The organism is Megasphaera sp. AM44-1BH, assembly GCF_003467125.1.
In the GTDB taxonomy this organism is placed as follows: domain Bacteria; phylum Bacillota; class Negativicutes; order Veillonellales; family Megasphaeraceae; genus Megasphaera.
The window spans coordinates 26,261-51,826 of the sequence record NZ_QSFA01000018.1 but is presented as its reverse complement, the minus strand read 5'-3'; the positions used below and the strand labels follow the sequence as shown (position 1 = coordinate 51,826).

General features: G+C 44.8%; 24 protein-coding genes and 1 riboswitch. Of the genes, 3 read left to right on the top strand and 21 right to left on the bottom strand.

Translation table 11 applies throughout. The annotated features are described in order from the left end of the window. Positions 1–253: 253 nt before the first annotated feature. The 16 genes from DW949_RS10985 to hpf form a co-directional block, all read right to left on the bottom strand. Positions 254–1,690: a flippase gene (locus DW949_RS10985; protein WP_118023259.1), complete on the bottom strand. Its 1,437-nt coding sequence runs from the start codon at positions 1,688–1,690 to the stop codon at positions 254–256. A gap of 66 nt (positions 1,691–1,756) precedes the next feature. Then, entirely contained in the window at positions 1,757–2,455 is a 699-nt protein-coding gene (locus DW949_RS10980) for a GDSL-type esterase/lipase family protein (protein ID WP_118023258.1), read from the bottom strand. Continuing rightward, complete coding sequence (locus tag DW949_RS10975; protein WP_118023257.1) at positions 2,448–3,707, bottom strand: glycosyltransferase family 4 protein; 1,260 nt, start codon at positions 3,705–3,707, stop codon at positions 2,448–2,450. Before DW949_RS10975 ends, DW949_RS10980 begins: the two co-directional genes overlap by 8 nt. A 3-nt stretch (positions 3,708–3,710) precedes the next feature. After that, the gene (locus DW949_RS10970; protein ID WP_118023256.1) at positions 3,711–5,111 is read right to left on the bottom strand and encodes an O-antigen polymerase; all 1,401 of its coding nucleotides are present in this window, start codon (positions 5,109–5,111) and stop codon (positions 3,711–3,713) included. Positions 5,112–5,157: 46 nt separating this feature from the next. Beyond that, the gene (locus tag DW949_RS10965) at positions 5,158–6,369 is read right to left on the bottom strand and encodes a glycosyltransferase (RefSeq protein ID WP_158570675.1); all 1,212 of its coding nucleotides are present in this window, start codon (positions 6,367–6,369) and stop codon (positions 5,158–5,160) included. A 13-nt stretch (positions 6,370–6,382) separates the two neighbouring features. Beyond that, positions 6,383–7,549: a non-hydrolyzing UDP-N-acetylglucosamine 2-epimerase gene (gene wecB, locus DW949_RS10960; protein WP_118023254.1), complete on the bottom strand. Its 1,167-nt coding sequence runs from the start codon at positions 7,547–7,549 to the stop codon at positions 6,383–6,385. A 15-nt stretch (positions 7,550–7,564) separates the two neighbouring features. Beyond that, entirely contained in the window at positions 7,565–8,806 is a 1,242-nt protein-coding gene (locus DW949_RS10955; protein ID WP_118023253.1) for an NAD-dependent epimerase/dehydratase family protein, read from the bottom strand. A 30-nt stretch (positions 8,807–8,836) separates the two neighbouring features. After that, positions 8,837–9,400 (bottom strand): lipid carrier--UDP-N-acetylgalactosaminyltransferase, encoded by a 564-nt coding sequence (locus tag DW949_RS10950; RefSeq protein ID WP_118023252.1) that lies wholly within the window; start codon positions 9,398–9,400, stop codon positions 8,837–8,839. A 16-nt stretch (positions 9,401–9,416) separates the two neighbouring features. Beyond that, entirely contained in the window at positions 9,417–10,475 is a 1,059-nt protein-coding gene (locus DW949_RS10945) for a polysaccharide biosynthesis protein (RefSeq protein WP_118023251.1), read from the bottom strand. Next, complete coding sequence (locus DW949_RS10940) at positions 10,445–11,677, bottom strand: glycosyltransferase family 4 protein (RefSeq protein WP_118023250.1); 1,233 nt, start codon at positions 11,675–11,677, stop codon at positions 10,445–10,447. Before DW949_RS10940 ends, DW949_RS10945 begins: the two co-directional genes overlap by 31 nt. 766 nt (positions 11,678–12,443) lie before the next feature. Then, the gene (locus DW949_RS10930) at positions 12,444–13,142 is read right to left on the bottom strand and encodes a CpsD/CapB family tyrosine-protein kinase (RefSeq protein WP_118023248.1); all 699 of its coding nucleotides are present in this window, start codon (positions 13,140–13,142) and stop codon (positions 12,444–12,446) included. After that, a complete protein-coding gene (locus tag DW949_RS10925) occupies positions 13,130–14,587 on the bottom strand; it encodes a GumC family protein (protein WP_118023247.1) in 1,458 nt (485 codons plus the stop codon). Before DW949_RS10925 ends, DW949_RS10930 begins: the two co-directional genes overlap by 13 nt. Positions 14,588–14,611: 24 nt before the next feature. Beyond that, positions 14,612–15,265: a polysaccharide biosynthesis/export family protein gene (locus DW949_RS10920; RefSeq protein ID WP_118023246.1), complete on the bottom strand. Its 654-nt coding sequence runs from the start codon at positions 15,263–15,265 to the stop codon at positions 14,612–14,614. A 53-nt stretch (positions 15,266–15,318) separates the two neighbouring features. Continuing rightward, positions 15,319–16,113: a tyrosine-protein phosphatase gene (locus DW949_RS10915; protein ID WP_118023245.1), complete on the bottom strand. Its 795-nt coding sequence runs from the start codon at positions 16,111–16,113 to the stop codon at positions 15,319–15,321. A gap of 12 nt (positions 16,114–16,125) precedes the next feature. Further along, entirely contained in the window at positions 16,126–17,685 is a 1,560-nt protein-coding gene (locus DW949_RS10910; protein WP_118023244.1) for a capsule assembly Wzi family protein, read from the bottom strand. Between the two features lie 366 nt (positions 17,686–18,051). Then, the gene (gene hpf / locus DW949_RS10900) at positions 18,052–18,576 is read right to left on the bottom strand and encodes a ribosome hibernation-promoting factor, HPF/YfiA family (RefSeq protein WP_118023242.1); all 525 of its coding nucleotides are present in this window, start codon (positions 18,574–18,576) and stop codon (positions 18,052–18,054) included. Between the two features lie 214 nt (positions 18,577–18,790). Beyond that, a riboswitch (SAM riboswitch) is annotated at positions 18,791–18,892 on the top strand. Positions 18,893–18,977: 85 nt separating this feature from the next. On the opposite strand from hpf, the gene DW949_RS10895 reads away from it, so the two are divergent. From DW949_RS10895 to DW949_RS10885, 3 genes are read left to right on the top strand one after another with little or no spacing between them, the layout of a single operon-like run. After that, entirely contained in the window at positions 18,978–20,021 is a 1,044-nt protein-coding gene (locus tag DW949_RS10895; protein ID WP_118023241.1) for a methionine ABC transporter ATP-binding protein, read from the top strand. Then, on the top strand, positions 20,002–20,655 hold the full coding sequence (locus DW949_RS10890) for a methionine ABC transporter permease (RefSeq protein WP_059077181.1): 654 nt from the start codon (positions 20,002–20,004) through the stop codon (positions 20,653–20,655). The genes DW949_RS10895 and DW949_RS10890 overlap by 20 nt, the downstream gene beginning before the upstream one ends. A 16-nt stretch (positions 20,656–20,671) precedes the next feature. Then, positions 20,672–21,499, top strand: coding sequence for a MetQ/NlpA family ABC transporter substrate-binding protein (locus DW949_RS10885; RefSeq protein WP_118023240.1), 828 nt, complete (start codon positions 20,672–20,674; stop codon positions 21,497–21,499). Positions 21,500–21,615: 116 nt separating this feature from the next. On the opposite strand, the gene DW949_RS10880 is transcribed toward DW949_RS10885, so the two are convergent. From DW949_RS10880 to ybeY, 5 genes are read right to left on the bottom strand one after another with little or no spacing between them, the layout of a single operon-like run. Next, the gene (locus DW949_RS10880; protein WP_118023239.1) at positions 21,616–22,389 is read right to left on the bottom strand and encodes a DNA repair protein RecO; all 774 of its coding nucleotides are present in this window, start codon (positions 22,387–22,389) and stop codon (positions 21,616–21,618) included. After that, entirely contained in the window at positions 22,373–23,713 is a 1,341-nt protein-coding gene (locus DW949_RS10875; RefSeq protein WP_118023261.1) for a hemolysin family protein, read from the bottom strand. Before DW949_RS10875 ends, DW949_RS10880 begins: the two co-directional genes overlap by 17 nt. Before the next feature lie 18 nt (positions 23,714–23,731). Next, entirely contained in the window at positions 23,732–24,628 is an 897-nt protein-coding gene (era, locus tag DW949_RS10870; protein WP_118023238.1) for a GTPase Era, read from the bottom strand. Positions 24,629–24,686: 58 nt separating this feature from the next. Beyond that, positions 24,687–25,088 (bottom strand): cytidine deaminase, encoded by a 402-nt coding sequence (locus tag DW949_RS10865; RefSeq protein ID WP_118023237.1) that lies wholly within the window; start codon positions 25,086–25,088, stop codon positions 24,687–24,689. Beyond that, positions 25,088–25,561, bottom strand: coding sequence for an rRNA maturation RNase YbeY (gene ybeY / locus DW949_RS10860; RefSeq protein WP_118023236.1), 474 nt, complete (start codon positions 25,559–25,561; stop codon positions 25,088–25,090). The genes DW949_RS10865 and ybeY overlap by 1 nt, the downstream gene beginning before the upstream one ends. Positions 25,562–25,566: the final 5 nt, after the last annotated feature.

Here is a 25,566-nt window from a genome sequence, read left to right as displayed (position 1 = left end):
GAAAAAGGCAGCTTTGATTGCTGGATAACTGATTGATAGAAACCTCAGTTTGACTTGTCCTATTTATATGCTAGCACCATGATAAAAGAGTGGCTAAAGAAAGACCTACATAACCGATACCGGCAACTGCAATTCATTATGAACTCCCCTTTTATGCAAATGATACTATTTCTATACAGAAATGACGATAAATCAGAGCAATGCTCATCTCTCCCAATATGGTAAAAGAAAAAAATTAAAATGATAATACATCTTATATTCTAGTTAACATTCTTGAAATTGATTTAAGCAAAAAGAAAATCATCTTATCCTTTGTTATCAATAAAACACCTATATATAATAATCCGCCCCCTAAAATCTGCAATAATGTAGTAATAAAGTTATCATGCAATATATAGGCTAATCCTAAAACAAACAGAAATATAGGAATAGATTTCCAAATATAAGAAAAAGAATTCAGTATTGGATCAAGCAAAGAGATTTCTCTAAGCAAAACTTTATACTGTATTACTAAAATCAGTCCATATGCACATATTGTCGCAATTGCAGATCCAACAGCAGCATACCTTGGAATCAATATTATATTTACAACTACATTTACAAGCGCAGCCACTATGTAGGATAAAGTCAACACCTTGGTCTGCCCAGTAGCTACTAAGTACTGATCTCCAGAGATACCTATCATAGATGACAATGGAATCAGTGGAGCCAGAGCCCAGATTACCGAAACAACCGGCTCAAACTCCTTTCCAAGAAACCATGGTACCAATGTGGATGCAATTCCCATAATGCCAAACATCATGGGAAAGGATAAAAAGGCAGAGAAACGAATTATTTCCGCCAAATACTGTCGAATAGTCTCCATATTGTGACTGGCAAACTGGCTAGCAAGGCGAGGCATCATCACTGTACTTAAAACTGTTATAAATGAAAGTGGTATCTTAATAAGTTTTTCAGCCTGATCATAATAAGCTACTGAAGCAGGTGAAATTAAATATTCTAGTAAGATTTTATCTGCTGAAATATACACTAATATTGCCATCTGAGGCCAAAACAACCCTAGTGCTCCTTTCGTATGATAGATAAGTTGTGTCAAAGAAACCTTTACAAGATGAATATGAAAATATTTCCAAAGCTGAGGAATAGCCAGCAATGATGCCAAAAGCGTCATAGAAGATAGCAACCATATGTAATTTACATAATCATCTTGAGTTTTTACAAATATAAAAATTCCAATGACATTTCCTGCCTTAGCAAAAAAATTTCTTGCTACCGCTTTTCCCATATCTTCCATGCCAATAAAAAACCAACATGGATCTATGAACCAAGCTGACACATATAAAGTCATAATCAACATAAGATATGGGTAGGCCGCCAAATGAATATAAAGAGCATAGACTAGCAGAGTAAGAATCCCTAAAACAAAACGAAGTGTAAAAATCTCATAAAATGTTTCTTCCAGTTTTCTAGGATTATTTTTTACATAGGCTACTTCACGGATTGCATAATTTTGTGTACCTATAAGCCCCACAGTCCCAAAAACAGTTGCAACAGTAAGTACATAATTTGAAATCCCCAGTCTTTCGGCTCCCAGAACTCTCGTAAGATAAGGGGCCGTAACCAAAGGCGCTATAAACACTAACATCTGATACATTACATTATAAATATAATTTTTTACCAGCTTGCCCATAATATGAACTACCTCCTATTAATATGGTCGTGCTGGATCTGTCCGGCGAGTATAGAAGAAATCAACTCATACCCCCCCCGTGTTGGGATGAAAATGATCATAATTGTAATAAGCCTCCCATCCTGATTTCTGTACTACTTTTGCAAGTGAATTATATAAATCAATAAAAGCGCATTGATATTTTTCAGAAATATCAGCTATTTCTCTGTTAAATATCATGTACTGATTCAAACTGCCAGGAAACATGATGTCATCAATAAAAACAGTAGAACATGCAACTACCTGACTACCTGAATCGAGTAGTTTCTGGACAACATAATCATAAGTTTCTTTAAATAGTTCCTTGTCAACCCACTGTTCGGAACCATCTATTTTATAAATTAGTTCACTGAAAAGTTTTCGAAGGATATTATCTATTTTTTGCCCCATCATTTTAAGAAAAGTATGAGAATAAAATGGCCTTGGCATGAGCATTCCATTTTTACGGAACCGTTCAGGGATGTGAGGAAATACGACTCCTTGCCTATTGGGCCGTATTTGAGCATCTACATTTCCATATAGTATAATCACATAGTCTGGATTACGTGATATAATAGAATTTAAAATTTTCTTAGCATACAATATCGTCGTGCCGGTCAATGCCATATTTTCAACAACAAAACAATTTTCTAGTTTATCCTGTAAGGTCTGCGTAAAGTTAACCTTTCTGCTCCCCAGTCCTTGAGTTATACTATCACCAAGTAGAATAATTTTTTTCTTAATCATGCAGACTCCTCCGAATCTGTTCAGCAGCCGTTTTATAGTATCTTTCCCATGTGTATTCTAATGCTTTTGCTCTAGCAGCCATGCCCATAGGGCATATAGCTTCAGGATGATTAACAAACCATGTCACCGCATCTTCTATCGCTTTGGATGACTGGATTGGAATAACTAACCCTTCTTTATTATTCCTGATAACATCCGTCACACCGGCATTCTCAGAAATAATAAGAGGCAAACCCACCGCCGCTGCTTCCAAAACGGCCAAACCAAATCCGTCCCCCAGTGATGGAAAAACAAACACGTCAGCAGCTTTCAGCAGATTGGGAACTTCAGAATGTAGAACCATACCGGTAAAATGAACCCGTCTTAAGTATGGCTGTATATCTTTATCTTGTGGGCTATATGCGCCTACTATTGTGAGCTCCGCTTTATCTTGAGGAATATTCATGAATGCTTTCAGCAAATAGGAAATTCCTTTCAATTCTTTAACACCGCCTACGTATATGAAGCGAAGAGGACGGTCATTCATGTTTTTCACATCTTCATAATTCTTCTGTGAAAATTGGGATGCATCCACGCCATAAGGGCAATAAAGCATTTGATTTTCTTTGACGCCAGAATATTTTAATGATGTTGACACAAAATTAGAAGGAACAAGAAATTTTTGTGAAGAAAGAATTTCACGCTTTGCTCTATCCAAAATAGTTGGATTCCAACATCTGGACATTTCTTTTCTCAATCGCATCGCAAAGTCAGGGGATAAATCCATATCCTTATCATAAATCTGTCGCATATATATGAGATTTGCTGCGGATACATCTAAGATTCTTAAAATGTGAGGCGCTTTTTCTTGGAGAGTTTCAAATAATAAAGGGGAACAATCATCGTAAGTAACCACAGCATCTACCCGGTGATCTATCGCATACTGTGCCACTTTTTTAGCAAATCTATCCGCCGTATTGTATTTTAATTTATTATAAAAGTGAGAGAAAAAGGGCACATTAAGTGCTAACAGTTTAAGGAGTCCCTCTATCTCACAAAACTGTATCACTTCTTTATCATCAAGTTCACTGGTGTGCCTACCTTCAGCTTTCTTTTTAAATTTACCTTTGAGGATGGTGGATATAAGTCGGGTAAAAGAACGCGGTTTATAATAAACGGTTGTAATATAAGCCCCCAGCATTTTTCCCCGTTTTAAAGCCGTAGCCAATCTATAAGAGTGTTGTTGAGCCGGATGACATACTATAATTTTCATGAATTACATATCCTTTCTTTTACTTCCAGACAGGAACCAACATATAAACATGGGAAGAAAGCCAAACAAAAGCGTATATACCACATCTGAAAAAGATCGCGTGGTTAATTGAAAACAAAATGGCCATAAACAAGCATACAAAATAAGTGCAGACTCACTTTCTATTTTATATAATTTCCTAGATTTTGACATAATAACGCCATATAAGAACATTAAAATTACTGTACCTAAAATACCAAATTCACTGTAAAAAATACCTATATTGGGATAGGCATTACCATTATCCATTGCTTCCTGCCCCATAGCATCATACACTACTTCACGTTCAGGAGCATCTGGCTTATCAGGCCAAAGGGCCCTGGGGACTATTAAAGCCATTGTATATCCAATCATGCCTCTGCCATATAGGAAATCATATTGATCAGGAAACGTGTTCACAATTCCATAATAAACCTTATAAGTAGAAAAATCGCTGTCAAATACAGACATATAAGTTTCTACAGAAAATATATTATTCATCAAATTTTCCCTGAAATCTTGCCCCTGAGAAATATCAACTCGAGAAACCTGCAAAACTGCAAATAAAACTATAGCTGATGCAAAAGCAGCACAAATAGTACTTGTTGAAGGTGATTTCTTCCGCTTTAAATACCACAAAACGACTGGTGCAGCTACTAAATCAATCATTAGCATACGCCCACCACGCATAAACAAAAATACAAATGTCAATATAAAAGTCACCGTTTTTAAAAGTGGATTTTTACTGTAATTTAATATCATTACTTCTGATACTATCATTGTCGGAATAAGCATAAGTAAAAACAGTAGGCCACCGCTTGAAGAATTAACAAGAATGTCATCTTGACCTACTGCTCCCATAGACAAAATGAAATTCCATGAAAAGCCTCGACTTATTTGTCCTGCCATAGCACCTGCAAAAGAAATAATCCAACAAACAAGCGCAATACTTGTCATTTCACTTGAGCTTAATCGTTCAATTATTTTAAAATAGTGATGCCCCTTATCTTTAACATTGCTAAAAAAATAGCCAATGCAGAAAAATAAATAAGACACCATAAATATGATTGTTCCTTTTATACATCCACTCGATGTATCTACCCCACTTTTATAAACGTTAAGCTGCGTATAGTCATACATCGGATAAATTACAAGTATCATCATATATAAGAAAGAAATGATTGTAAATGGATCAAAGAACTTAATTTTTCCACTGCTCCACATAAAAAATGTTATTCCACCATCAATGAAATATGCAAGAAGTAAAATTCCATAATTCCAGAAATAAATATCTGGTATATCCAACCACAAACAAGAGAATAAGGCTCCTAATAGAGCATAAATCAACAAAAAGCCTGCCAAGTTTCTTCTTATGGAAATATTCATATCTGTACCCTCAATCAATACCTACGTTCTTGGATGAATAATATTTTTAACCTTGCATAAAATCATTTCTTCGGTTAAATTTTTCATATAAAGATATATATATGCGATATTTTCTATCTTTATCTATATAGCCATTATTATCATTTATTTTTTCAACATTTTTAGTCAGCAACCTAATAGTCAAGTAAGCTGATTCTAAGTCTCCTTTGTCTACACTTGAACCCATTTTTCTATTGCTAATGCTTTCCGGGCTTCCTCCTGTATCATAGGTGACAACAGGAGTCCCGCAGGCAATGGCTTCCAAGTTTGTTGTGGGGTAATTATCTTCATAAGTTGGATTGAAGAATACATTAGCTGCAGTATAGATTTGTGCCAGTTCTTTGGTATTGTTGGTTCTTTCTATGCCAAAGATGGATGGCGGAAGGGACGCTAGTTGCTTTTTGGATAAACCTACTAAAACTATTTTCCATTCATATGGAATCATAGCTGATAATTTAATGAAATCTTGAATTCCCTTTCTGACTGTCCATGGACTGGCAACGCCTAAAATGATTTTTTTATGTTCCAGGCCATTTCGTTTACGGAAATCTGATGCAGTCGGTTTAAATACCGTCGTGTCAATGCCATTATGGATGACGGTGACGGGATATTGTTTCAAAAAAGATTTTTTTACCAAATCAGCCAACCATTGGGATGGCGTAACGATATGCAGTTGTTTCAAGTCCGTAAACAACTCTTTTTTCATGGAAAAATTTTCACGGCTGTGATCGATACCATAGGACTGCGGATACGATTTTAACTGGGGACAGTCATAACAACCGCTCTGCCAGCGCTGGCATCCCACATAGTCAAAATACGCACAATGGCCTGTAAAGGCCCAACAATCATGCAATGTCCACACGACGGGGCGTCCATAGTTCTTTAAAAAGCGAAACAGCATGGGGTAATTTAAATAATGCCCGTGAATATTATGAAGATGGATAATATCCGGGGCGTAGTCCTGTATTTTTTTCAAAAGACGTTTGGTAGCGCCTTTTGAAAAAAGGCCTTCTCTATCGGTTAGACGGGAAAGGAAGGTATGGATATATACATCTGCAGTGGAATTGATTTTAAAGCTATCTACTTCTTTCGGTGCCGTCCCACGTCCATAAGCAATACAGCAGGAATGGCCTTCACTTTTTAACACATGGTAGAGATCTGTCGCAATCCTGCCAGTGCTCCCTACTCCACATACTGTATTAATTTGGAATACCTTCATGTTCATTTCCCTTCTATTTTCTCCACACCATCCGGTTCACGATACCGGTATAGCTCTGGATAATCTTTACGACTTTTGTCGAAACATTTTCATCCACGTAGTCTGGGACCGGCAAGCCATAATCGCCATTCTGGTTCATCTTTACAGCTGTATCCACAGCCTGGAGCAGGGATTTTTCGTCAATACCTGCCAGGATAAAACAGCCTTTTTCCATGGCTTCCGGTCTTTCTGTCGAAGTTCGGATGCAAATGGCCGGGAACGGATGTCCAACAGAGGTAAAAAAACTGCTTTCTTCGGGAAGCGTACCGGAATCAGATACTACAGCAAAAGCGTTCATCTGCAGGCAGTTGTAATCATGAAATCCCAAGGGTTCATGCTGGATGACCCTTGAATCCAGCTGGAAATGGGACTGTTCCAGTCTTTTCCGGCTTCTGGGATGACAGGAATATAATACTGGCATATCATAGGTCTGCGCCATTTTATTAATGGCCGTGAACAAGGAAACAAAATTTTTTTCTGTATCAATATTTTCTTCCCGATGTGCCGATAACAGGATATACTTTCCCTTAGTCAAATGCAGGCGCTGATGAATATCGCTAGCTTCAATCTGCTTCAGGTTGGCATAAAGGACCTCTGCCATAGGCGAACCCGTAACATAGGTCCGTTCTTTTGGCAGGCCACATTCGGCAAGGTATCTCCGGGCGTGTTCAGAATAAGCCATATTGACATCGGAGATAATATCCACAATGCGACGGTTCGTTTCTTCCGGCAGGCATTCATCCTTGCAGCGGTTACCCGCTTCCATATGGAAAATAGGAATATGCAGTCGTTTCGCACCAATGACGGACAAACAACTGTTTGTATCACCTAATACCAATATGGCATCGGGTCTGATGGCTACCATAAGTTCGTACGACCTAGCTATGATATTCCCCATGGTAGCGCCCAGATTATCTCCTACTGCATCCAGATAAACTTCCGGATTAGCCAGCCCTAAATCATGAAAAAACACGCCATTCAAATTATAGTCATAATTCTGGCCTGTATGAGCCAGCAAGGTATCAAAATAAGTCCGACATTTCTTAATTACGGCGGAAAGGCGGATAATCTCCGGTCGTGTGCCTACGATAATTAGCAACTTCAGTTTTCCATTTTCCTGCCAATGGACATCTTCAAACATAGCGTCTTTTGCCCCCTATTTTTCAACTTTTTCCGAAAATGTATCCGGATGTTCCGGGTCAAATATTTCATTAGCCCACATTACGGTAACCAGATTTTCTGTTTGGGACAGGTTAATGATATTGTGAGTATACCCAGGTAACATATAAACAGCCTGAAGCTTGGATCCATCTACTTCATATTCTATGATTTCGTCAGTTCCTATCTTTCGTTCCTGAATCAGCCCATGACCGAAAACGACGATAAAAATTTCCCATTTAGAATTATGCCAATGTTCTCCCTTCGTAATTCCCGGCTTGCTGATGTTGACAGAAATCTGTCCATGATCCATGGTCTTAATCAGTTCCGTAAAACTTCCACGGGAATCGCCATGCATGGAAAGAGGCACTGCTACCTTTTCTTTCGGCAAATAAGAGAGATACATGGAAAACAGTTTCTTTTCTAAAGAACCTTCAGGAATCGCCGGCATGATTAACGTTTCAGGCTGGTCGTGAAAAGATTGAAGCAAATCAACAATATGTCCCAGAGTCGCCCGATGCGTTACAGTAGCTCCGCAATACTTCCCATGGGACGTAAAATAAGGAGTCAGTCCATCATACTCCTTGCCATCTATAACGGTCCCTTTTTCAGGATAATCACAGTGATGCGCATTTTCTTCTAACGCTGCTGCCATTTCTTCCAACAGGTCATCAATAAATAGCAGTTCCAGTTCTGTCTGGGGATCATCTACCCTGATTGGCAAATCATGGGCTATATTGTAACAAAAAGTCCCTACAGCACTATTGTAATTCGGCTGAATCCATTTGCCAGCCAAATTGGGAAAACGATATACATATACAATGGCGCCTGTTTCCTGAGCATAGGTAAAGAAAAGCTCTTCTCCGGCTTTTTTGCTCAGTCCATATTCACTGTTTCCAAACCGTCCTTGCAGTGTTGCCTGGATGGAACTAGAAAGCATGACGGGACAAGTATTGTGATTCTTTTTCAACGTATTCAGAAGAATAGAGGCGAAACCAAAATTTCCTTTTAGAAATTCGTCATTATTTTTCGGCCGGTTCACTCCTGCCAGATTAAAAACGAAATCGCACCGCCTGCAGTAATCATCTAATTCATCCAACGTATTGGAACGATCAAACTCAAAGATTTCGTCGATATGTATTTTAGAATGAGTCCGATTCTTCCCATTCTTTATATTTTTCAGATTTTCTACCAGATTTTTTCCAACAAATCCGGCAGCTCCAGTGACCAAAATCTTCATAATCTTTCTATCCCTTCATCTCACTTAATGTCATAAAAGAGTATGCCCATTTTCTACAACAGCATCGTCAGGAACTTTTACTTCATTACTGATTGTGAGTGTACTTCCAACATGAGCCCGTTTTCCTACAACTGCCAGCGATCGTACCACTGTATTAGTATAAATCAAAGCATAATCTTCAACAACGCTATCATGATGGATTTCAACACCGGGATTTAAGATGACTCCATTTCCCACTTTTGTTCCATTTTGAATGACAGCATTATTCAAGAAAATACACCCTCGTCCAATCTGGGCATATGGGCTTACATATACTGAAGAAAGAATGATATTGGGAAAGGTATAGCCAATCTGAGCCGCTTCCTGATAAATCCGTTCCCGCAATAGATTATTGCCAATGGTTACGACGAGTTGATTGTATTCCGGATACAGTTTTCCCAATGCGTTGACAGCTCCAATAACAGGAATCCCACAGACATCCAATCCGCAGGATTTACCATCATCCAGGAAGGCACAATCATATATATTTCTAGCATGCTCCGATACGACCCGTCCCAGGCCGCCAGCTCCCACCAATAACAACTTTTCTTTCATAACGTTTCCTTCTCCCTTACAGGCTTACTTTATGTTCCCGGTTCTCTAATTCTTCCTGTACATAATCCGTAGTCAGAAGCTTCTTAACCGTACCTTCTACATCCAATCGCTGGGTATTATGGCTGGTATAGGCTTCATCGGCCATAGTATGTACTTCGCCTTTCACGACAAACTTATCATAATTCAAATCTCGGTTATCTGCAGCTACCCGGAAATAATTTCCCATATCTTCGGCCCGCAAGCGTTCCTCCCGGGTCATAAGGGTTTCATACAGTTTTTCACCATGACGGGTTCCAATGATATGAATGCCTGTATCACCGAAAAGCTGCTGAACGGCTTTTCCTAAATCACCAATCGTACTGGCATCAGCCTTTTGAATGAATAAGTCTCCCGGATTTGCATGTTGAAAAGCGAATTGAACTAGATCAACAGCTTCATCCAGATTCATCAGGAATCTCGTCATGTCCGGATTAGTAATCGTAATAGGATGTCCATTTTTTATCTGTTCAATGAAAAGAGGGATGACAGAGCCTCTGGAACACATGACATTTCCATACCGGGTACAGCAAATCGTAGTGCCGCCTCTTTCAGCCGCTACTCTGGCATTAGCATAAATGACATGCTCCATCATGGCTTTCGATATCCCCATAGCATTAATCGGATAAGCAGCCTTGTCTGTAGAAAGGCAGACAACCCGTTTAACACCGGCATCAATCGCCGCGTGAAGGACATTATCTGTACCTATAATATTGGTCCGCACCGCTTCCATAGGAAAGAATTCACAGGAAGGAACTTGTTTTAATGCGGCAGCATGAAAGATATAATCTACACCGGGCATAGCATCCCGGATAGATTGGATGTTCCGTACATCACCGATATAAAACTTTACTTTTTTTGCGTATTCCGGATATTGAGCCTGAAGCTCATGACGCATATCGTCTTGTTTCTTTTCATCCCGGGAAAAGATGCGGATTTGTTTTAAATCTGAATTGAGAAAATGTTTTAATACTGCATGTCCAAAAGAACCTGTACCGCCTGTTATCATCAATGTTCGATTTTTAAATATGGAATCCATTTATCTGCTTCCTTTCTGTTTAATATTTTTATAACCGATTCTACCGATTTAATGTGCTGGTCTTTATAAAAATGTTTCTTAAAATAACGTCGTCCATTTTCTCCACAATTTTTATATTTTTCAGGATGATCTAAAAAATCCTGAATACCTTGGGACAAAGCATTTATATCATCAGCTGAAACTGCAATTCCGCAATTAGACGATTGTATAATATTATTAGCCGCTCCATCAATTGCTGCAATCACAGTTTTTCCAGCAGCCATATATCCTTGCAATTTATTTGGAATTGTATGACCAATAATACTTTCTCCAGTTAATCCCATAATGCAAGCATCTGCAATTGAATAAAATTTTCCCATTTCTTCTACTGGATGACGACCATGAAAAATAAATTTTGACTCTAATTTATATTCTATGACCATCTCCTTTAATTCATTTATAAAGCTCCCCGTTCCAACAATATGTACTAAAAACTTTGTTTGTGTCCGGACTTTAGAAAAGGCTTTCACGAAATGCTGTAAATTTTGTGGTTTTCCTACATTACCGAGAAAAACAAAATTTATATTTTCATGTGGCTCATCAAATTTTTGATTCAAATATGAAGAATCGGCAAACTGAGGTATATACAACAATCGTTTCTCATCAATTTGGTGACGAGTAACAAAATAGTCCAAAAAGTCTTCACTTTCGACACCAATTACATCACTTTGCCTATAAATCCACGTACTAAAAAATTTGATTACTTTATAAAAAAAGGATTTATTACTAATAAAAGATTCACAAGATTCAGGCCATAAGTCACAACAATAAAGAAATAGTCTTTTCCCTGAAAGATATTTTAATATAATTGCTGGAATTACCATTAAAATCGGGGATAATTGATATGCATAGATTACATCAAAATCACGTTTTATAGTTAACGCTTTTAATGATGCAAAAAAGCAAAAACTAATATAGTTGATAGCCAGATGAAAAAGTCCCTTGTGTCTAGGTATCTCTCTCGCGCGAATAATTTCAACACCATTTCTTATTTCGTGACGGTGATGATGGGTATCATATCCTTTAAAAAATTCACCCTGAGGATAATTTGGAATACCCGTAAGTACTGTGACTTGATTTCCATGCTTAACTAGTTCTTCGCAAATATCAGTTATCTGAAAATTTTCGGGATAATAGTGTTGACATACTACAAGAATTTTCATATTCAGATACCACCTTATTACTATTATTCATTTATGCCAATTTATAAATCTTTAAGACACTGTTTGATCCGCACCACCCAAGCCGGCAATGGCACGAAGCTATGTACTGAAATTTGAATTCTGAGTAACAAAGTGGCATAAAATACTTTCTAACTCATTCTTTCATACTGTGATGCCATACCTAAGGATTTTCGTCTTAATTTTGCTTATAGACTTTGAAATGTACTGCAGTGTATACAGGCCATATATGATGAACAGCCCGATAGATAGGACAACTGCCAGGGGCAGCATACCTGAATATAAAACAATATGCGTTACCAGTGTCTGACGATTGACCAGCAGTAAAGCAAGGACGATATAGGTCATGGATATGATAGCTACGTCGCCCAACAAATCTATTAGTTTTCGAGATGTTGGGTATACTCGTGTGCTCATGGTCTCATTCCTTTCTGTGGGTTTATGTGCAGCGGCGGCTGTCGCTGCACTATGATTGCTAGTTTTAGTTGTGATAAATCCAGATGTATGACTAACCGGCTTCAACTTTGTTCATATAAAGCCCCTTCAGACGCCGATGGCGTCAGCTTCATCTCTGCTCTCCGTTTTGGCAACCAGCCTGCATCTCCCTTTGGTCGATACCTGCTGAGCCAAAAAGGGCCCTCACGGGGACGCCTTCTTACGTCGCAAACCGGCTTCGATGAACGACCTACGACCCATGGCCTTTCCGGCCTGCTAACCGCTAACTGCTGACTGCTACTCACTAATCCCTTCACTTATGATGCTTGTGTTTTACGTGGTCCTGGTCGTAGTAGTAATAGTAGTAGTGGCTGTGTTTGTGGGTGTAGGGGATTTTGTTCAGGACGGCTCCCAGGATGTTGGCTTTGCCTTTTTCCAGGAGGGATTTGGCCTGCCGGGCTTCTTCGGGGCTGACTTCTCCACTAGCCAGGACGAGGACGACTCCGTCTACTTTGCTGCCTATAATGGCGGCGTCGGTGACGACCAGGACGGGCGGCATGTCGAGGAAGATGTAGTCATAGTCTTCATCGACTTCTTCCAGCAGGTTCATCATGCGGGAAGATCCCAGGAGTTCTGCCGGGTTTGGCGGCACGGGACCGCTGGTTACGATGTCGAGATTGGGGAAGATGTTTTTCTGGATGACCTGACGAAGGGGTATGTTTTCGGCAAAGCAGTTGGTCAGCCCTTTATTGGGCAGTTCAAACCGCCGGTGCAGTACGGGCTTTCTCAGGTCACAGTCGATAAGGAGGACTTTTTTATTATCCTGTCCCATGACGATTCCCAGGTTGGCTACGGTCGTCGATTTGCCTTCTTCTGGAATAACCGATGTAAAGGCCACGACTTTCAAATCCTGACCGGCACCGGAAAACTGCAGATTCGTGCGGATTGAGCGATAGGCTTCAGATATAGGGGACCGGCTGTCATATTGTGTAATAAAATCTATTTCCGCCATAGTTTATCCCTCCATTTTTTCCAGAAGCTTTCTTTTACCGTATGTTCATAGCGTGCAGCATCCGCATCGGGCACCATTCCCAGTACGGGAAGTCCCAGTTCTTTTTCCACATCTTCTGCCGTGCGGATTTTGCGGTACAGCAGGGAATGTGCCACGACACCGCCCATACCCAGGAGCAGGCCCAGAATGGTGGCAATGGCCATAATCAGCATTTTGCGCGGCTTAATCGGTTTTTCCGGCAGTGTCGCCGCATCGACGACCTGTACTTCATTTGGTACCATGACTTCGGCTACTTTGGCTTCTTCCAGCCGTTTGGCCAGCATGACATAGATTTCATTGGCTACATTGGCATCCCGCTTGACCCGGACGAATCCCTGTTCTTTCTTCGGAAGGCTGGCTATGATGGCATTATTCTGGGCATCCATCTGGTCGAGGGCCGTCTTTTTACTCTGTGCTACGGCGATGGCCGCTTCATTCTTGAATTTATCTGCCAGCAGCCCTTGCTGGACAGCGTTGCTGGACGGGGCCTGCTGGGAGACGATATTGCCTATTTCCGTTTCGAGACTGGCTTTGGTCGTGGCAATCTGGTTATTGATTTCCTGCATCTTCGGATGTTCGTCCGTGTATTTGCCGACATAGCCAGCTTTCGTCGCTTCCAGCTGTGCCAGCTGTGTCTTATACTGCTGGATGGCCGGACTGTCGGCAATGGATACGCCGGCGGAACTCAGCTGTTCGTTGACGCTGGTCAGCCCTGCCTGGGCCGTTTCCAGATTGAGCTGGTTTTCGGCTCTGGCCTTATCGACGATGTTCAGCTTTTCTGTCAACTGCTTCATCTGATCGTCCGTCGAATACATCTTATTGGCTGACTGATACTGCTGCAGCTTGTTTTCAGCATCGTTCAGTTCGCCTTTCGATGTTCCCAAACGTTGTTCGAGAAATTCCCGGGTCCGCCGTTGTTCATCGTGGGATAGTTCCGTCAGGCGGTTCATGAAGCCCTGTACTAACAGTTCGTTTGCTTTCTGTGCCTGTTCCGGTGACTTGCCGGTCACATCGACTTCCAGTATTTCTGTGTCTTTATAGGGCTTAGTAATAATATGGCTCTTGACATAGGCTTCGTACGTCGGCAGTTCGCCACTGCTGTTCCGTTCTTCCGTCTGTTCAATGACCGGCAGGACGACGTTGCGGCTCTTGAGGATTTCTGCGTCGGTCATCATGCGCTGTTTATCGTTGGCCGTATTGCCGCCTGTGACTTTGGACATAATCGAATCGGCAAGGCCCTGGTCCTGCTTAATACGCAGCAGCGATGTAGACTGATACACCGGCGGCGCTATGACCAGATAGAGACCGCCCAGAGCCATGCAGACGGCTGTCACGGCAGCGACTTTCTTTTTTTCCTGCCACATGGTTTCAAAAAGGTCTTTTAAATCAATCGTTATTTCTTCCACTCTGTTCAACTCCTGGGATAGAAATCAGTTATCCATGTTATCTTTTGCTTCGGTAATCATGTAAATACTGCTGAAGATAGGCGCAATATCGCGGGCAAAGTCGATGCGGTGGTTCTTAGTCAGATAAAGGATATCGCCTTCACGCATGACATAGTTCTGCGACATATCGCCGGTCTTGAGCATATTGTTCAGATTAATGGGAATCAGCGATTTGGGCTGGTCCTGATGGATGAGGAAAATTTTTTTCTTGGCCGTATCGCGGGTAAATCCCTGGGCCGCCCCGATAGCATCCATGACGGTATGGGATTTTTCCAGTTCCACCGCACCAGGCTTTTTCACTTCGCCAAAAACGTAGACCCGCATGCGGCCCAGTTTCGTCAGATTCACCGATACGTCAGGATCGACGATATATCGGGACAGTCCCTGCTGCAGTGTCTGGGTAAACTGGGAAACGGTCATGCCTTCGGCATGGATTTCTCCCACGAGGGGAAACGATACGTTGCCGTCCGGCCGGACGACGAACGGCGTCTGATTGGTCTGTGTATTCCCCAGGTCCTGCTGCTGGGTCACTACGATATTGAGTTCATCACCGGGGCGCATGAGATATTCCTGCGCGCAGGCTGTTCCTGTCACAAGCATCGCCATCAGAGCGGCGGCGAGAAATGGTTTCTTCATCATATTCACATCCTATAATCTCTATATGTATGCTAGTAGTCCAAAATCATCCGTTATCAGCTAAATAGCCGGTGCCACAATCCCTTTTTCTTTACCTGCCAGTGCTCCGGCACATCGGGATAGAGTACGCGATGATTCAATATACGGGAAGCATTTTGTGTTGTTTCCAGCCATAAATCCTGCTGGTTATGCTGCTTCTGCTGCAGACTCCGCAGGGCGTCCTGCCCTTCCCTCATATCGGTCGTGCGGAATTCTGTGCGATGACCGTCACTTCCGAGGAAATGCACAAGATGATTCTGATATAAATTCTCTGCATGACGCTGTAAATGCTGTCCAAAATATCCCGTAAAGCTTCCTATGTTGCATTGGAGGAGAATCCCCTTTTTTGCCCAGGAAATGAGGATATCGGGATGGCTCATGAGCTGTCCGTATCGTTCCACATGAGCCAGGATGGGCCAGAAGCCGCGGAGCTGCAGTTCGTAGATCAGACGCTCTGACATATCCGGCTGGGACTGGTCAGTCAGTTCCAGCAGAATATAAGGACTGCCTGCCAGACAGTAGTCCCGGCTGCCTTCTTTGAGGAAACGCAGGACATCGCCATTGAGCTCGATTTCGGCACCGCTATAGATATGGATGGGCAGATACGCTTCTTTCGCAGCATCTGTCACCTGGGCCGTTTTTTCCTCTATTTCCTGCCATGACGGGACGTGCCCGCCCCGGTTGACATGAGGCGTGGCGATGATATCGGTCACGCCCGATTCGACAGACATATGGAGCATGGAAAGAGTCATATCCATGTTCCTGGCCCCATCGTCAATGGCAGGGAGAATGTGAGAATGTATATCAATCATTTTCTATACTCCTCACTGATACTGCCACTGCAGGCTCACTAAGGCAAAGACGTCGTGATCGCTATGACCGCCAGACTGGCTGGCCGACGCATAGCCGGCCGTTCCCCGGAGATACATATGGTCACGGAGCTTCTTCTGCCCCGTGAGGCCCCATTCATTGACCGACTGGGAACGCATCGTATCCCGGTCCCGTTCAGTGCGCATGGCATAGAGACCGATACGGCTTTCTTCGGACAGATAATGGCGGACGGCCGCATAGTATTTACGGGCATTTTGTCCCATATCGTCACCCATGATGGCATCGTGGTAGGTCCAGCCATTCTGAAAATGCTGGTGACTGTACCAACTGTCTGTCGTATGGGCCATTTCCAACGTCATATCCCAGGAGCCATCCCGGGTCAGCGACGGCAGATAGAGGCCAGCACGCCACGCTATATCGGAAGGCAGATAATGAGACTGGTCTTCGCCATAGAGTTCTCCATAGAGTGTCATCTTTGGCAGACGGAGACGGAAATCACCACCGGCGATATCATCCCAGCGGTCGTCGCTGTTATCATCGTTGCGGCCATAGGTCCAATGCTTCCAGTCGGACCAGTCCAGTCCGTTATGGTCTCCGCCCAGTACGGAAATCCGGGCCAGGCCGAAGGTAAAGTACGAGGTCGGGGAAAAATCGGTACGGATTCCCAGGATGCCGGCATGGTCGTAATCGGTACGTCCTGCTGCCGCGGCTTCATCGGCCCGGTTTCCTTCGAGCCGGCCGTAAAAGATATGGAAATCCCGTTCTCCCAGGAAGCGGAAGAATCCTCCGGTCTTACGGGGTTCATTGTAGTGGATCTGTACCATTGTCAGGGGACGCATGTTGCTTCCTAAGGCCAGATTTCCCGTTTCTCCCTGGCCCCAGCGCAGGGCTTCCCGGCCGATTTCCAGATTCCAGACGCCCATCTTCTGCTTGATATAGCCTTCTTCCAGGGTGACACTGCCCTTGTTGTCCCGGTCATAGCTGATACGGGGACGGAGGGACAGAGCAAGGTTCTGATCGATATTCCCGGAAATGTCTGCAGAAAGGATGCCATTGCCATCGCGGCCATAGGTATAACCATTCTGCTTGTGGGAAAAGGGCTGCCAGCCTGCGTGGATTCCCTGTCCATAGCGGTATGTTTGTTCGTCGCTGTGCAAAACGCCCGCTTGGACCGATACGTCACGAAGCCGTACCGGATCCTCCAATTTCGATCCATCGAGTACCGCCAGTTCTGGTGCAACGTATTGGGCCAGAGCCTCTGTTTCATCAGCCAGATAGGCCGGCATGGGACGGCTCTGGGCCGTTTCCTGTGCTTCTCTCACCCAGCGGGCCAGCTGGAGTCGGCTGTAGGGGCGGGCCCCGTTAGGCATAGTCTTCAAGTAGCCCATAGCACTCAGCTTATCAATATAGGAATAATAGGCGCTGTCTACAGGTACATTGACTGTGACAGGAGGAGCCGCCTGTGCGCCCGATGCCACGGTCATAAGCAGGCATGCCGTGCCCATCAGCCATGCAGGATGTTTTAGTTTCAATGCCATCGCCTCGATATCCATATACAAATTTACCCCCCCGACGACATATGTCATTAACATATTCATCGGGAGGGCGCAATATATCAAAATATTATTTTTAACAATTTTTTAAAAATTGCTAAAGCTAACTCTTATCATACAAAAAAATGTCACATAATACAAGGCATCTGGCATGAAAAAACATTATGCAAAGATAACACAGAATTTTCCAACACGTATTACAACACACAGTTCGTACTATATCCAGTATACGCATACTCCGTTTATGCTATGGTCCGCATATTCCGTAGTAGGTATAATGATTTATACCATTATGTTTATTTTATATATAAAAACAGGGGCCCGTCATACCCTTGTCTGCGGTATGACAGGCCCCTGTCTGGTCACTTAGTATTCCGGTTCAATCAGGCCATATTTGCCGTGTTTCCGTTTGTATACGACGTTGATGGCTTCCGTTTCCGAATTGAGGAACACGAAGAAATCGTGGCCTACGAGATTCATCTGCAGGATAGCTTCTTCTACGTCCATAGGACGGGCTGCAAATTTCTTGACTCTGGCAATTTCGAAGGTTTCTTCCGGTGCTGCCGGTCCTTCTACGAGGCCTTCATGGAAGGAACCGCCTTTCATGCGGCGTGCCAGCTTCGTTTTATATTTGTGGATCTGGCGTACCATTTTATCGTAAACCAGATCGATAGCGGCGTACATATCATCATTGGCTTCGACGCCACGAAGGACGACACCATCTACTTTTAAGGTAATTTCAGCAATTTTACGATCTTTTTCGACGGAAAGAAGAGCCTGGACATTGACTTCATTTTCGAAGTACTTCGTTACTTTCTTTTCATGTTTCAGTACATAGTCTTTTAATGCCGGTGTAATTTCTAAATTCTTGCCTCTTACGATTGTTGCCATAAAAATCCCTTCCTTTCGTGAGGAACCCCGTTCCGGACCATCCATGCTCAAAATCCGGATATCCTGTTCCTCATATATTAAGTATTCGATATAAAAAATTAAATTCCTGCCTCATGAGAAAATATTTTTTCCGAACGACATTCAACTTTTTACGCAAATAACATTGACAAGGATTCCTATTAGTGTTACTATACAACTCAGCAACTACATAAAGAGTTCATCCAGAGCAGCCGAGGGAATGGCCCTATGACACTGCGGCAACCCCCCATAGCGGGAAGGTGCCAAGTCCAACGGATTTCTATCCGGCAGATGAAATGATTGTACACGTACCGTCAGCATCTGTTGACGGCTTTTTTTATGCTATCAGCACCTACAGGTGTATCCATTAAGGAGTTGATTTTGTGATTACCTTTGAAAACATTACCAAGACCTACGGCGGCAAAACGCACGTCCAGGCTCTGAAAGGCATCTCACTGACTATCCATGACGGCGAAATTTTCGGCATCATCGGGAAAAGTGGTGCCGGCAAATCGACGCTCGTCCGCTGCATCAATATGCTGGAAAAACCGACGACGGGCAAAGTCATCATTGATGACAAGGAACTGACTGCCATGTCTGACAGCCAGCTGCGGGCCGAACGCAAAAACATCGGCATGATCTTCCAGCACTTCAACCTGTTGTCATCGCGCACGGTATTTGACAACATCGCCTTCCCGCTGGAACTGGCCGGCGCGTCCAAAGAAGTCATCCGCAGCAAGGTCGATTCCCTGCTCGAACTGGTCGGCCTGACAGACCGGCAGTTCAATTATCCTTCCCAGCTTTCGGGCGGCCAGAAACAGCGTGTCGGCATTGCCCGTGCCCTGGCCAGCGATCCGAAGATACTGTTGTGCGATGAAGCGACATCGGCACTGGACCCGCAGACGACCAAATCCATCCTGGAACTGTTAAAAGACATCAATAAACGGCTGGGCATCACCATCGTCATCATTACCCACGAAATGGCCGTCATCAAGGAAATCTGCGACCGCGTGGCCGTCATCGAAGGCGGAGTCATCAAAGAACAGGGCCGGGTCATCGACGTCTTTACCAATCCCCAGTCGGAAACGATGAAAGAATTCGTCAAATCGGTCATCAACATGGAACTGCCTGAAGGCATCAAAAAGCTGGGCGTTACCGATCAGCCGTCGCCGGACCGGGATATGCTCGTCCGCTTCCGCTTCAAGGGAGCCGCTACGAACGAACCGCTGGTGGTCAATATTGCCCGCAAGTTCAATCTCGATGTCAGCGTCCTCTACGGCAACATCGATTACATCCAGGATGTTCCCTTTGGCTATCTGATCGTCGTCATCATGGGCGATATGAAAGCCCAGACCGAAGCGTATTCGTATATTAAGACTCAACCTGTTGAAAGCGAGGTTTTAGGATATGTCCCCAGAACTCATTAAATTAATGATACAGGGTATTGAAGAAACACTGTTCATGGTGTCTATCTCTACTCTCATTGCTGCTATCATCGGTATTCCTCTTGGCATCACGCTGGTCACGACCAGCAAGGGCCACATTCTGGAAAACCGGGTGATCAATCAGATTCTCGGAACCATCGTCAACATCATCCGTTCCATTCCGTTCATCATCCTCATGGTCGCCATCATCCCCCTGACCCGTCTCATTGCCGGTACGTCCATCGGCACGACGGCAGCCTGTGTACCGCTGACCATCGTCGCCATTCCGTTCCTCAGCCGGCTCGTAGAAACGAGTATCCGCGACGTCGATTTCGGTCTCGTCGAAGCAGCCGAATCCATGGGTGCTTCTCCGCTGCAGATTATCCGCAAGGTCCTGCTTCCGGAAGCCCTGCCTACGATCATCAATAATATCACCGTCCTTATCGTCAATCTCATCGGAGCTTCGGCTATGGCCGGTGCCATCGGTGGCGGCGGCCTCGGGGATATCGCCATCCGTTACGGCTACCAGCGGTTCCAGGCCGATGTCATGCTGGCTACGATCATCATCCTCGTCATTGGCGTCAATCTGATTCAGGCTTGTGGCGACTTTGCCTCCCGCAAGAAGAATAAAAAATAAAAGGAGTGTCTGTATCATGAAATCATTCATCAAAAAAGCCGTGACACTGGCGGCTCTCGCTTCGCTGTGCGTATTCGCCGCTGGCTGCGGCAGCAGTGACAACAATTCCAAATCAGCTTCTTCCGACAAAAAGGAAGTCACCGTCGGAGTTACACCGGGCATCCATGCGGAAATCATGGAACAGGTCAAAAAAGAAGCAGCCAAACAGGGAATTACCATTAAGATCATGGAATTTTCTGATTATGTAACACCAGACGTCGCTCTTTCCAATAAGGAAATCGACATGAACTCGTACCAGCACAAACCGTATATGGACAATCTGGTCAAAGACAAAGGATTGAAAATCGTCTCCATCGGCCAGACCGTCGTAGCTCCTATCGGCCTCTACTCCCACAAAATCAAGAGCCTCGATGAAGTAAAAGACGGCATGACCGTAGCCGTACCGAATGACCCGACCAATGGGGCCCGCGGTCTGCTGCTGCTTCAGAAAGCCGGTTTCATCAAGATCAAAGATGGCGTAAAATATCCGACACCACAGGATATCACAGATAATCCGAAACATCTCCAGATCAAAGAACTGGAAGCCGCTCAGATTCCCCGTTCTCTCGACGACGTTGATTTCGCCGCCATCAACACCAACTATGCTATGGATGCCGGCCTGAACCCTGTATCGGATGCCCTCCTGCGGGAAGACAAGGATTCGCCCTATGCCAACATCCTCGCCGTCCATGAAGACGACAAAGATAACCCGACGCTGAAGAAAATCGTCGAAATCTACAATTCCGACGTCATCAAGAAGTATATCGAAGATCATTACAAAGGTGCCCTGATTCCGGCATTCTAACAGGTGAAAGAAAACAAACGAGCCCCACGAAACATACACGTTTCGTGGGGCTCATTGTTTGCCAAACCGGCGGTATCACTACGCGGGCAAGTGGACTCATATTTTTGCTTCAAACTTCAAACTTTCTCTTCTCTTACACTTTTTTTCCCTTCTTCTATCAGCTTCCGGCATTTGAGTTGTCTGCCGATGATTTCTTCTATATAGCTGTATAACAGGTGTTCCAGGAATGCCAGGTGATTTTTGGAGAGCTGCAGTGTTTCTGTCTGCTGCCAGGTGTAGGTCAGAAGGGTCTGCCAGAGCTGGCGGACGGCTTGTGGCATGGGGACAGGCTGCATGTCTTCCCGTTCGTCGGACAGGTAATAGGTCTTTCTGCCATCAGCCCCAGGCCCTGTATATACCTGAGCCTGTTCCGTATCGGGCATATAGCCGGCACAGGCCGTCAGCTGCCAGCCGGCGATGATGGTCGCCACCCGGACGTTGCGGCTGGCGATGGCCCGGCTGTAGCAGCCTATGAGCTCATATATCCGTTCATCGGGCTCGCCGGCCGGTGACAAGGCCAGCACCATTTCTACAAACATCTGGGTATAGACGTAATGGTCCCAGGTCAGAGCATCGAGAATCGTACTGCGATGGCTCTCGTATTCTCCCATAAACAGGACACGATTCCGTTCCCAGGCATCGAAAGTAATGGGGGAAAAGGCCATGAAGCTGCCGAATCCCTGATTATACCCTTTCTTCCCTTTTGGAGCATAGACATAGAGGATACCCGATTCTTTTGTAAATATAGTCAGCTGCAGCTGCCGCGACCGGCCTTTCTGCAGGCGCAGGATAATGCCCGTATAGGGGCGGGTCTTTTGAACCGGGCCATAGGAATTAGTCTTCCTGTTCATCCGTTCCTTCCCTTTCTGTACCGTCTGCCGGCGGCAGCGGCACGGCTTTGACACGGGCAATGCGGAATCCCTGCACTTCCAGTACACTGAACTTGTACGCTCCGATGACGACTTCTTCACCGACCGTCGGTGTATGGCCCAGGAGATAAAAGACATAGCCGCCGATCGTATCCGTATCGACATCTTCTTCTACGGGGATATGGAGCATGTCTTCTACATCTTCCAGGAGCACCGTGCCGTCAAATTCATACGCACCATCAGGAAGGGGCTGGATTTCTTCCTGTTCCGACGAATGTTCATTCCGGATATTGCCTACCAATTCTTCCAGGATATCTTCCAGTCCGATGAGGCCGACGGTACTGCCGTATTCATCGACGACCGTAGCCAGATAGGTGCGGCGGGCCCGCATGAGCTGCAACAGCTGCGACGCCGGCATGATTTCCGGTACCATGAGGATAGGCCGCTTGATGAGCCGGAGATTGCTCCGTTTGTGGATATACAGATCCATGAAATCTTTGATGTGTATCAGCCCCAGGATATGGTCCTTGTCCCCGGCACAGAGAGGATAGCGCGTGTGACGGGACTGGCGGATGGTCTTCAGGTGCTGGTTCATCGACTCTTCTACATAGAGACAGACGATTTCCTGACGGGGCACCATGATTTCCTTGGCCAGACGGTCAGCAAAATCAAAGACATTGCCGATGAGTTCGCTTTCGACGGGGTCGATTTTTCCTTCTTTATGACTGGCTGTGATGAGCATGCGGATTTCGTCTTCAGAATGAGCCATATCGATTTCATTGGTCACATCAAGATTGCGGTTTTTGAGGAGCCTCTGCCCCAGCCAGTTGCCAAAGATAATGAACGGATAAAACAGGCGGCTTCCGGAGTAAATGAAATGACTCACCCGTTTCAGGCCGCCTTCGGCCCGCTGCAGGCCAATCGATTTAGGAATCAGTTCACCAAAGATCCACAGGCAGATGCAGACCACGAGAATAAGGCAGATATACACGATGGCAATACCCCAGAGCGGCATCTGTCCGTACAGCAGAGGGAAAGCCTTATAGAGTACATAAAATACGACGGCCCCCGATGCCATGCCGGAAATGACCATGCCCAGCTGGGCCATGCCGAGGAAAATAGCCGGCTTTTCATACAATTTTAATAAAAACCGGGCTTTCGTATCGCCATCACGCACCATTTCTTCGATGGATTCGCGGCGCAGCTGCACGAAGGCAAATTTGCCGATGACACAAAATACACTTAACAGAATGGAAGGCACAAGAAGCAGCAGATATTGTGCTATGTGTCCCAGCTCTGGTTCCATCATATATCGCTCCTCTTATTACTCATTTTTATACCCGAATTCACTCAGGGCAGACGGCTTGTTGCGCCAGTCTTTTTTGACTTTGACCCAGATGTCGAGGAATACAGACGATCCCAGGACATGTTCGATTTCCTGCCGTGCCAGACGGCCCACTTCCTTCAGGATAGTCCCGTTTTTCCCGATGACGATGCGCTTCTGCGAATCCCGTTCGACATATACCGTGACCCGGATGTACACCTTATTGTGGCCGCGGTTCTTCATTTCTTCTACGTACACGGCGATGGAGTGCGGCACTTCATCGCGGAGGCACTGGAATAATTTTTCCCGCACAATTTCGGCTGCCAGCAGTCGTTCCGGCTGGTCGGTAATCATGTCATCGGGGAAATATTTTGGCCCTTCCGGCAGGATTTTTTTGAGTTCGCCCACGACGGCATCGACATTATCCCCCGTAAGGGCTGAAATGGGAATAATCTGGGCAAAATCATACAGGGCATTGTATTCGGTGATCTTGTGCAGGATTTCTTCGCGGCTCATGAGGTCCGTTTTATTGATGACCAGGAAGACGGGGACCTTCGTACTTTTGAGCTTATCCAGGACGAACAAGTCGCCGGGGCCTTTCTTTTCGTTGCCCGAAATGAGGAATAAAACGGCGTCGATATCCTGCAGGGACTGATAGGCCGCTTCATCCATGAACTCGCCCAGTTTGTGATGTGGTTTGTGGATGCCCGGCGTATCGAGGAATACAATCTGGCATTCGTCGTCCGTATGGATGCAGAGGATCCGGTTCCGCGTCGTCTGTGCTTTGTCCGATACGATGGAGACTTTCTGTTTGATAATGTGATTGATCAACGTCGATTTGCCGACGTTTGGTCTGCCGACGACAGCGACAAATCCTGATTTAAATGTATCTTCCATAAATGTGTTGTTACCTTCCTTATATAACCTATTAATTTTATAATGCTACAGAGCTATTTCAGGCCATGGACGATTCATCAAAGGTCAGCGGCAGAAGCTGCTGCAGCGTGAACGTTTCGTATGAATCATCAGGCCGGACCAGAATGATTTCGGGAATGGAAAATTCCGCCATGACCTGACGGCAGGCACCACAAGGTGCCGTGAGGTCTTTGCTGTCGCCGGTGATGAGCAGGGCTGTAAAATGGCGGCAGCCGCATGCCACGGCGTGAAAGATGGCATTCCGTTCGGCACAGATGGTAAGACCGTACGATGCATTTTCCACATTGCATCCCGTATAGACCGTACCGTCTTCTCCCAGAAGAGCTGCCCCTACGCGGAAATGGGAGTATGGGGCATAGGCCCGTTCCTGTACGTCCCGTGCTGCCCGGATAAGGCGGGCAACGGTCTTTTCATCGACCATCAGAGTTCCTCTCCTTTGCGCACATACCCCAGACGCTGGAGGATAAATTCCTCTTCTTTGCGCATTTCAGCTTTGTCATCCGGTTCCATGTGATCGTATCCCAGGATGTGGAGCATGCCGTGGATGGTGAGATACGCCAGTTCCCGTTCGAAAGAATGGCCGTATTCTTCGGCCTGTTCCTGCACTTTTTCCAGTGAAATGACAATATCTCCGAGGAGTGCCCTGTCAGGGCCGTCATAGCCATCATCTTCGCCTTCATTGAGGGCGAAGGACAATACGTCCGTCGGGCGGTCTATATTGCGATACTGTTTATTGAGTTTATGGATATAGTCGTTGTGACAGAGCAATATGCTGATTTCCGCATTGGGGCCCAGCCCGTAGACCAGAGCGGCTTCATCGCATACCCGTTCGATTACTTGTTCATACTCATCTTTGCGAAATGCTTCGTCTTCGTAATTAATGTTGATTTTCATAATAC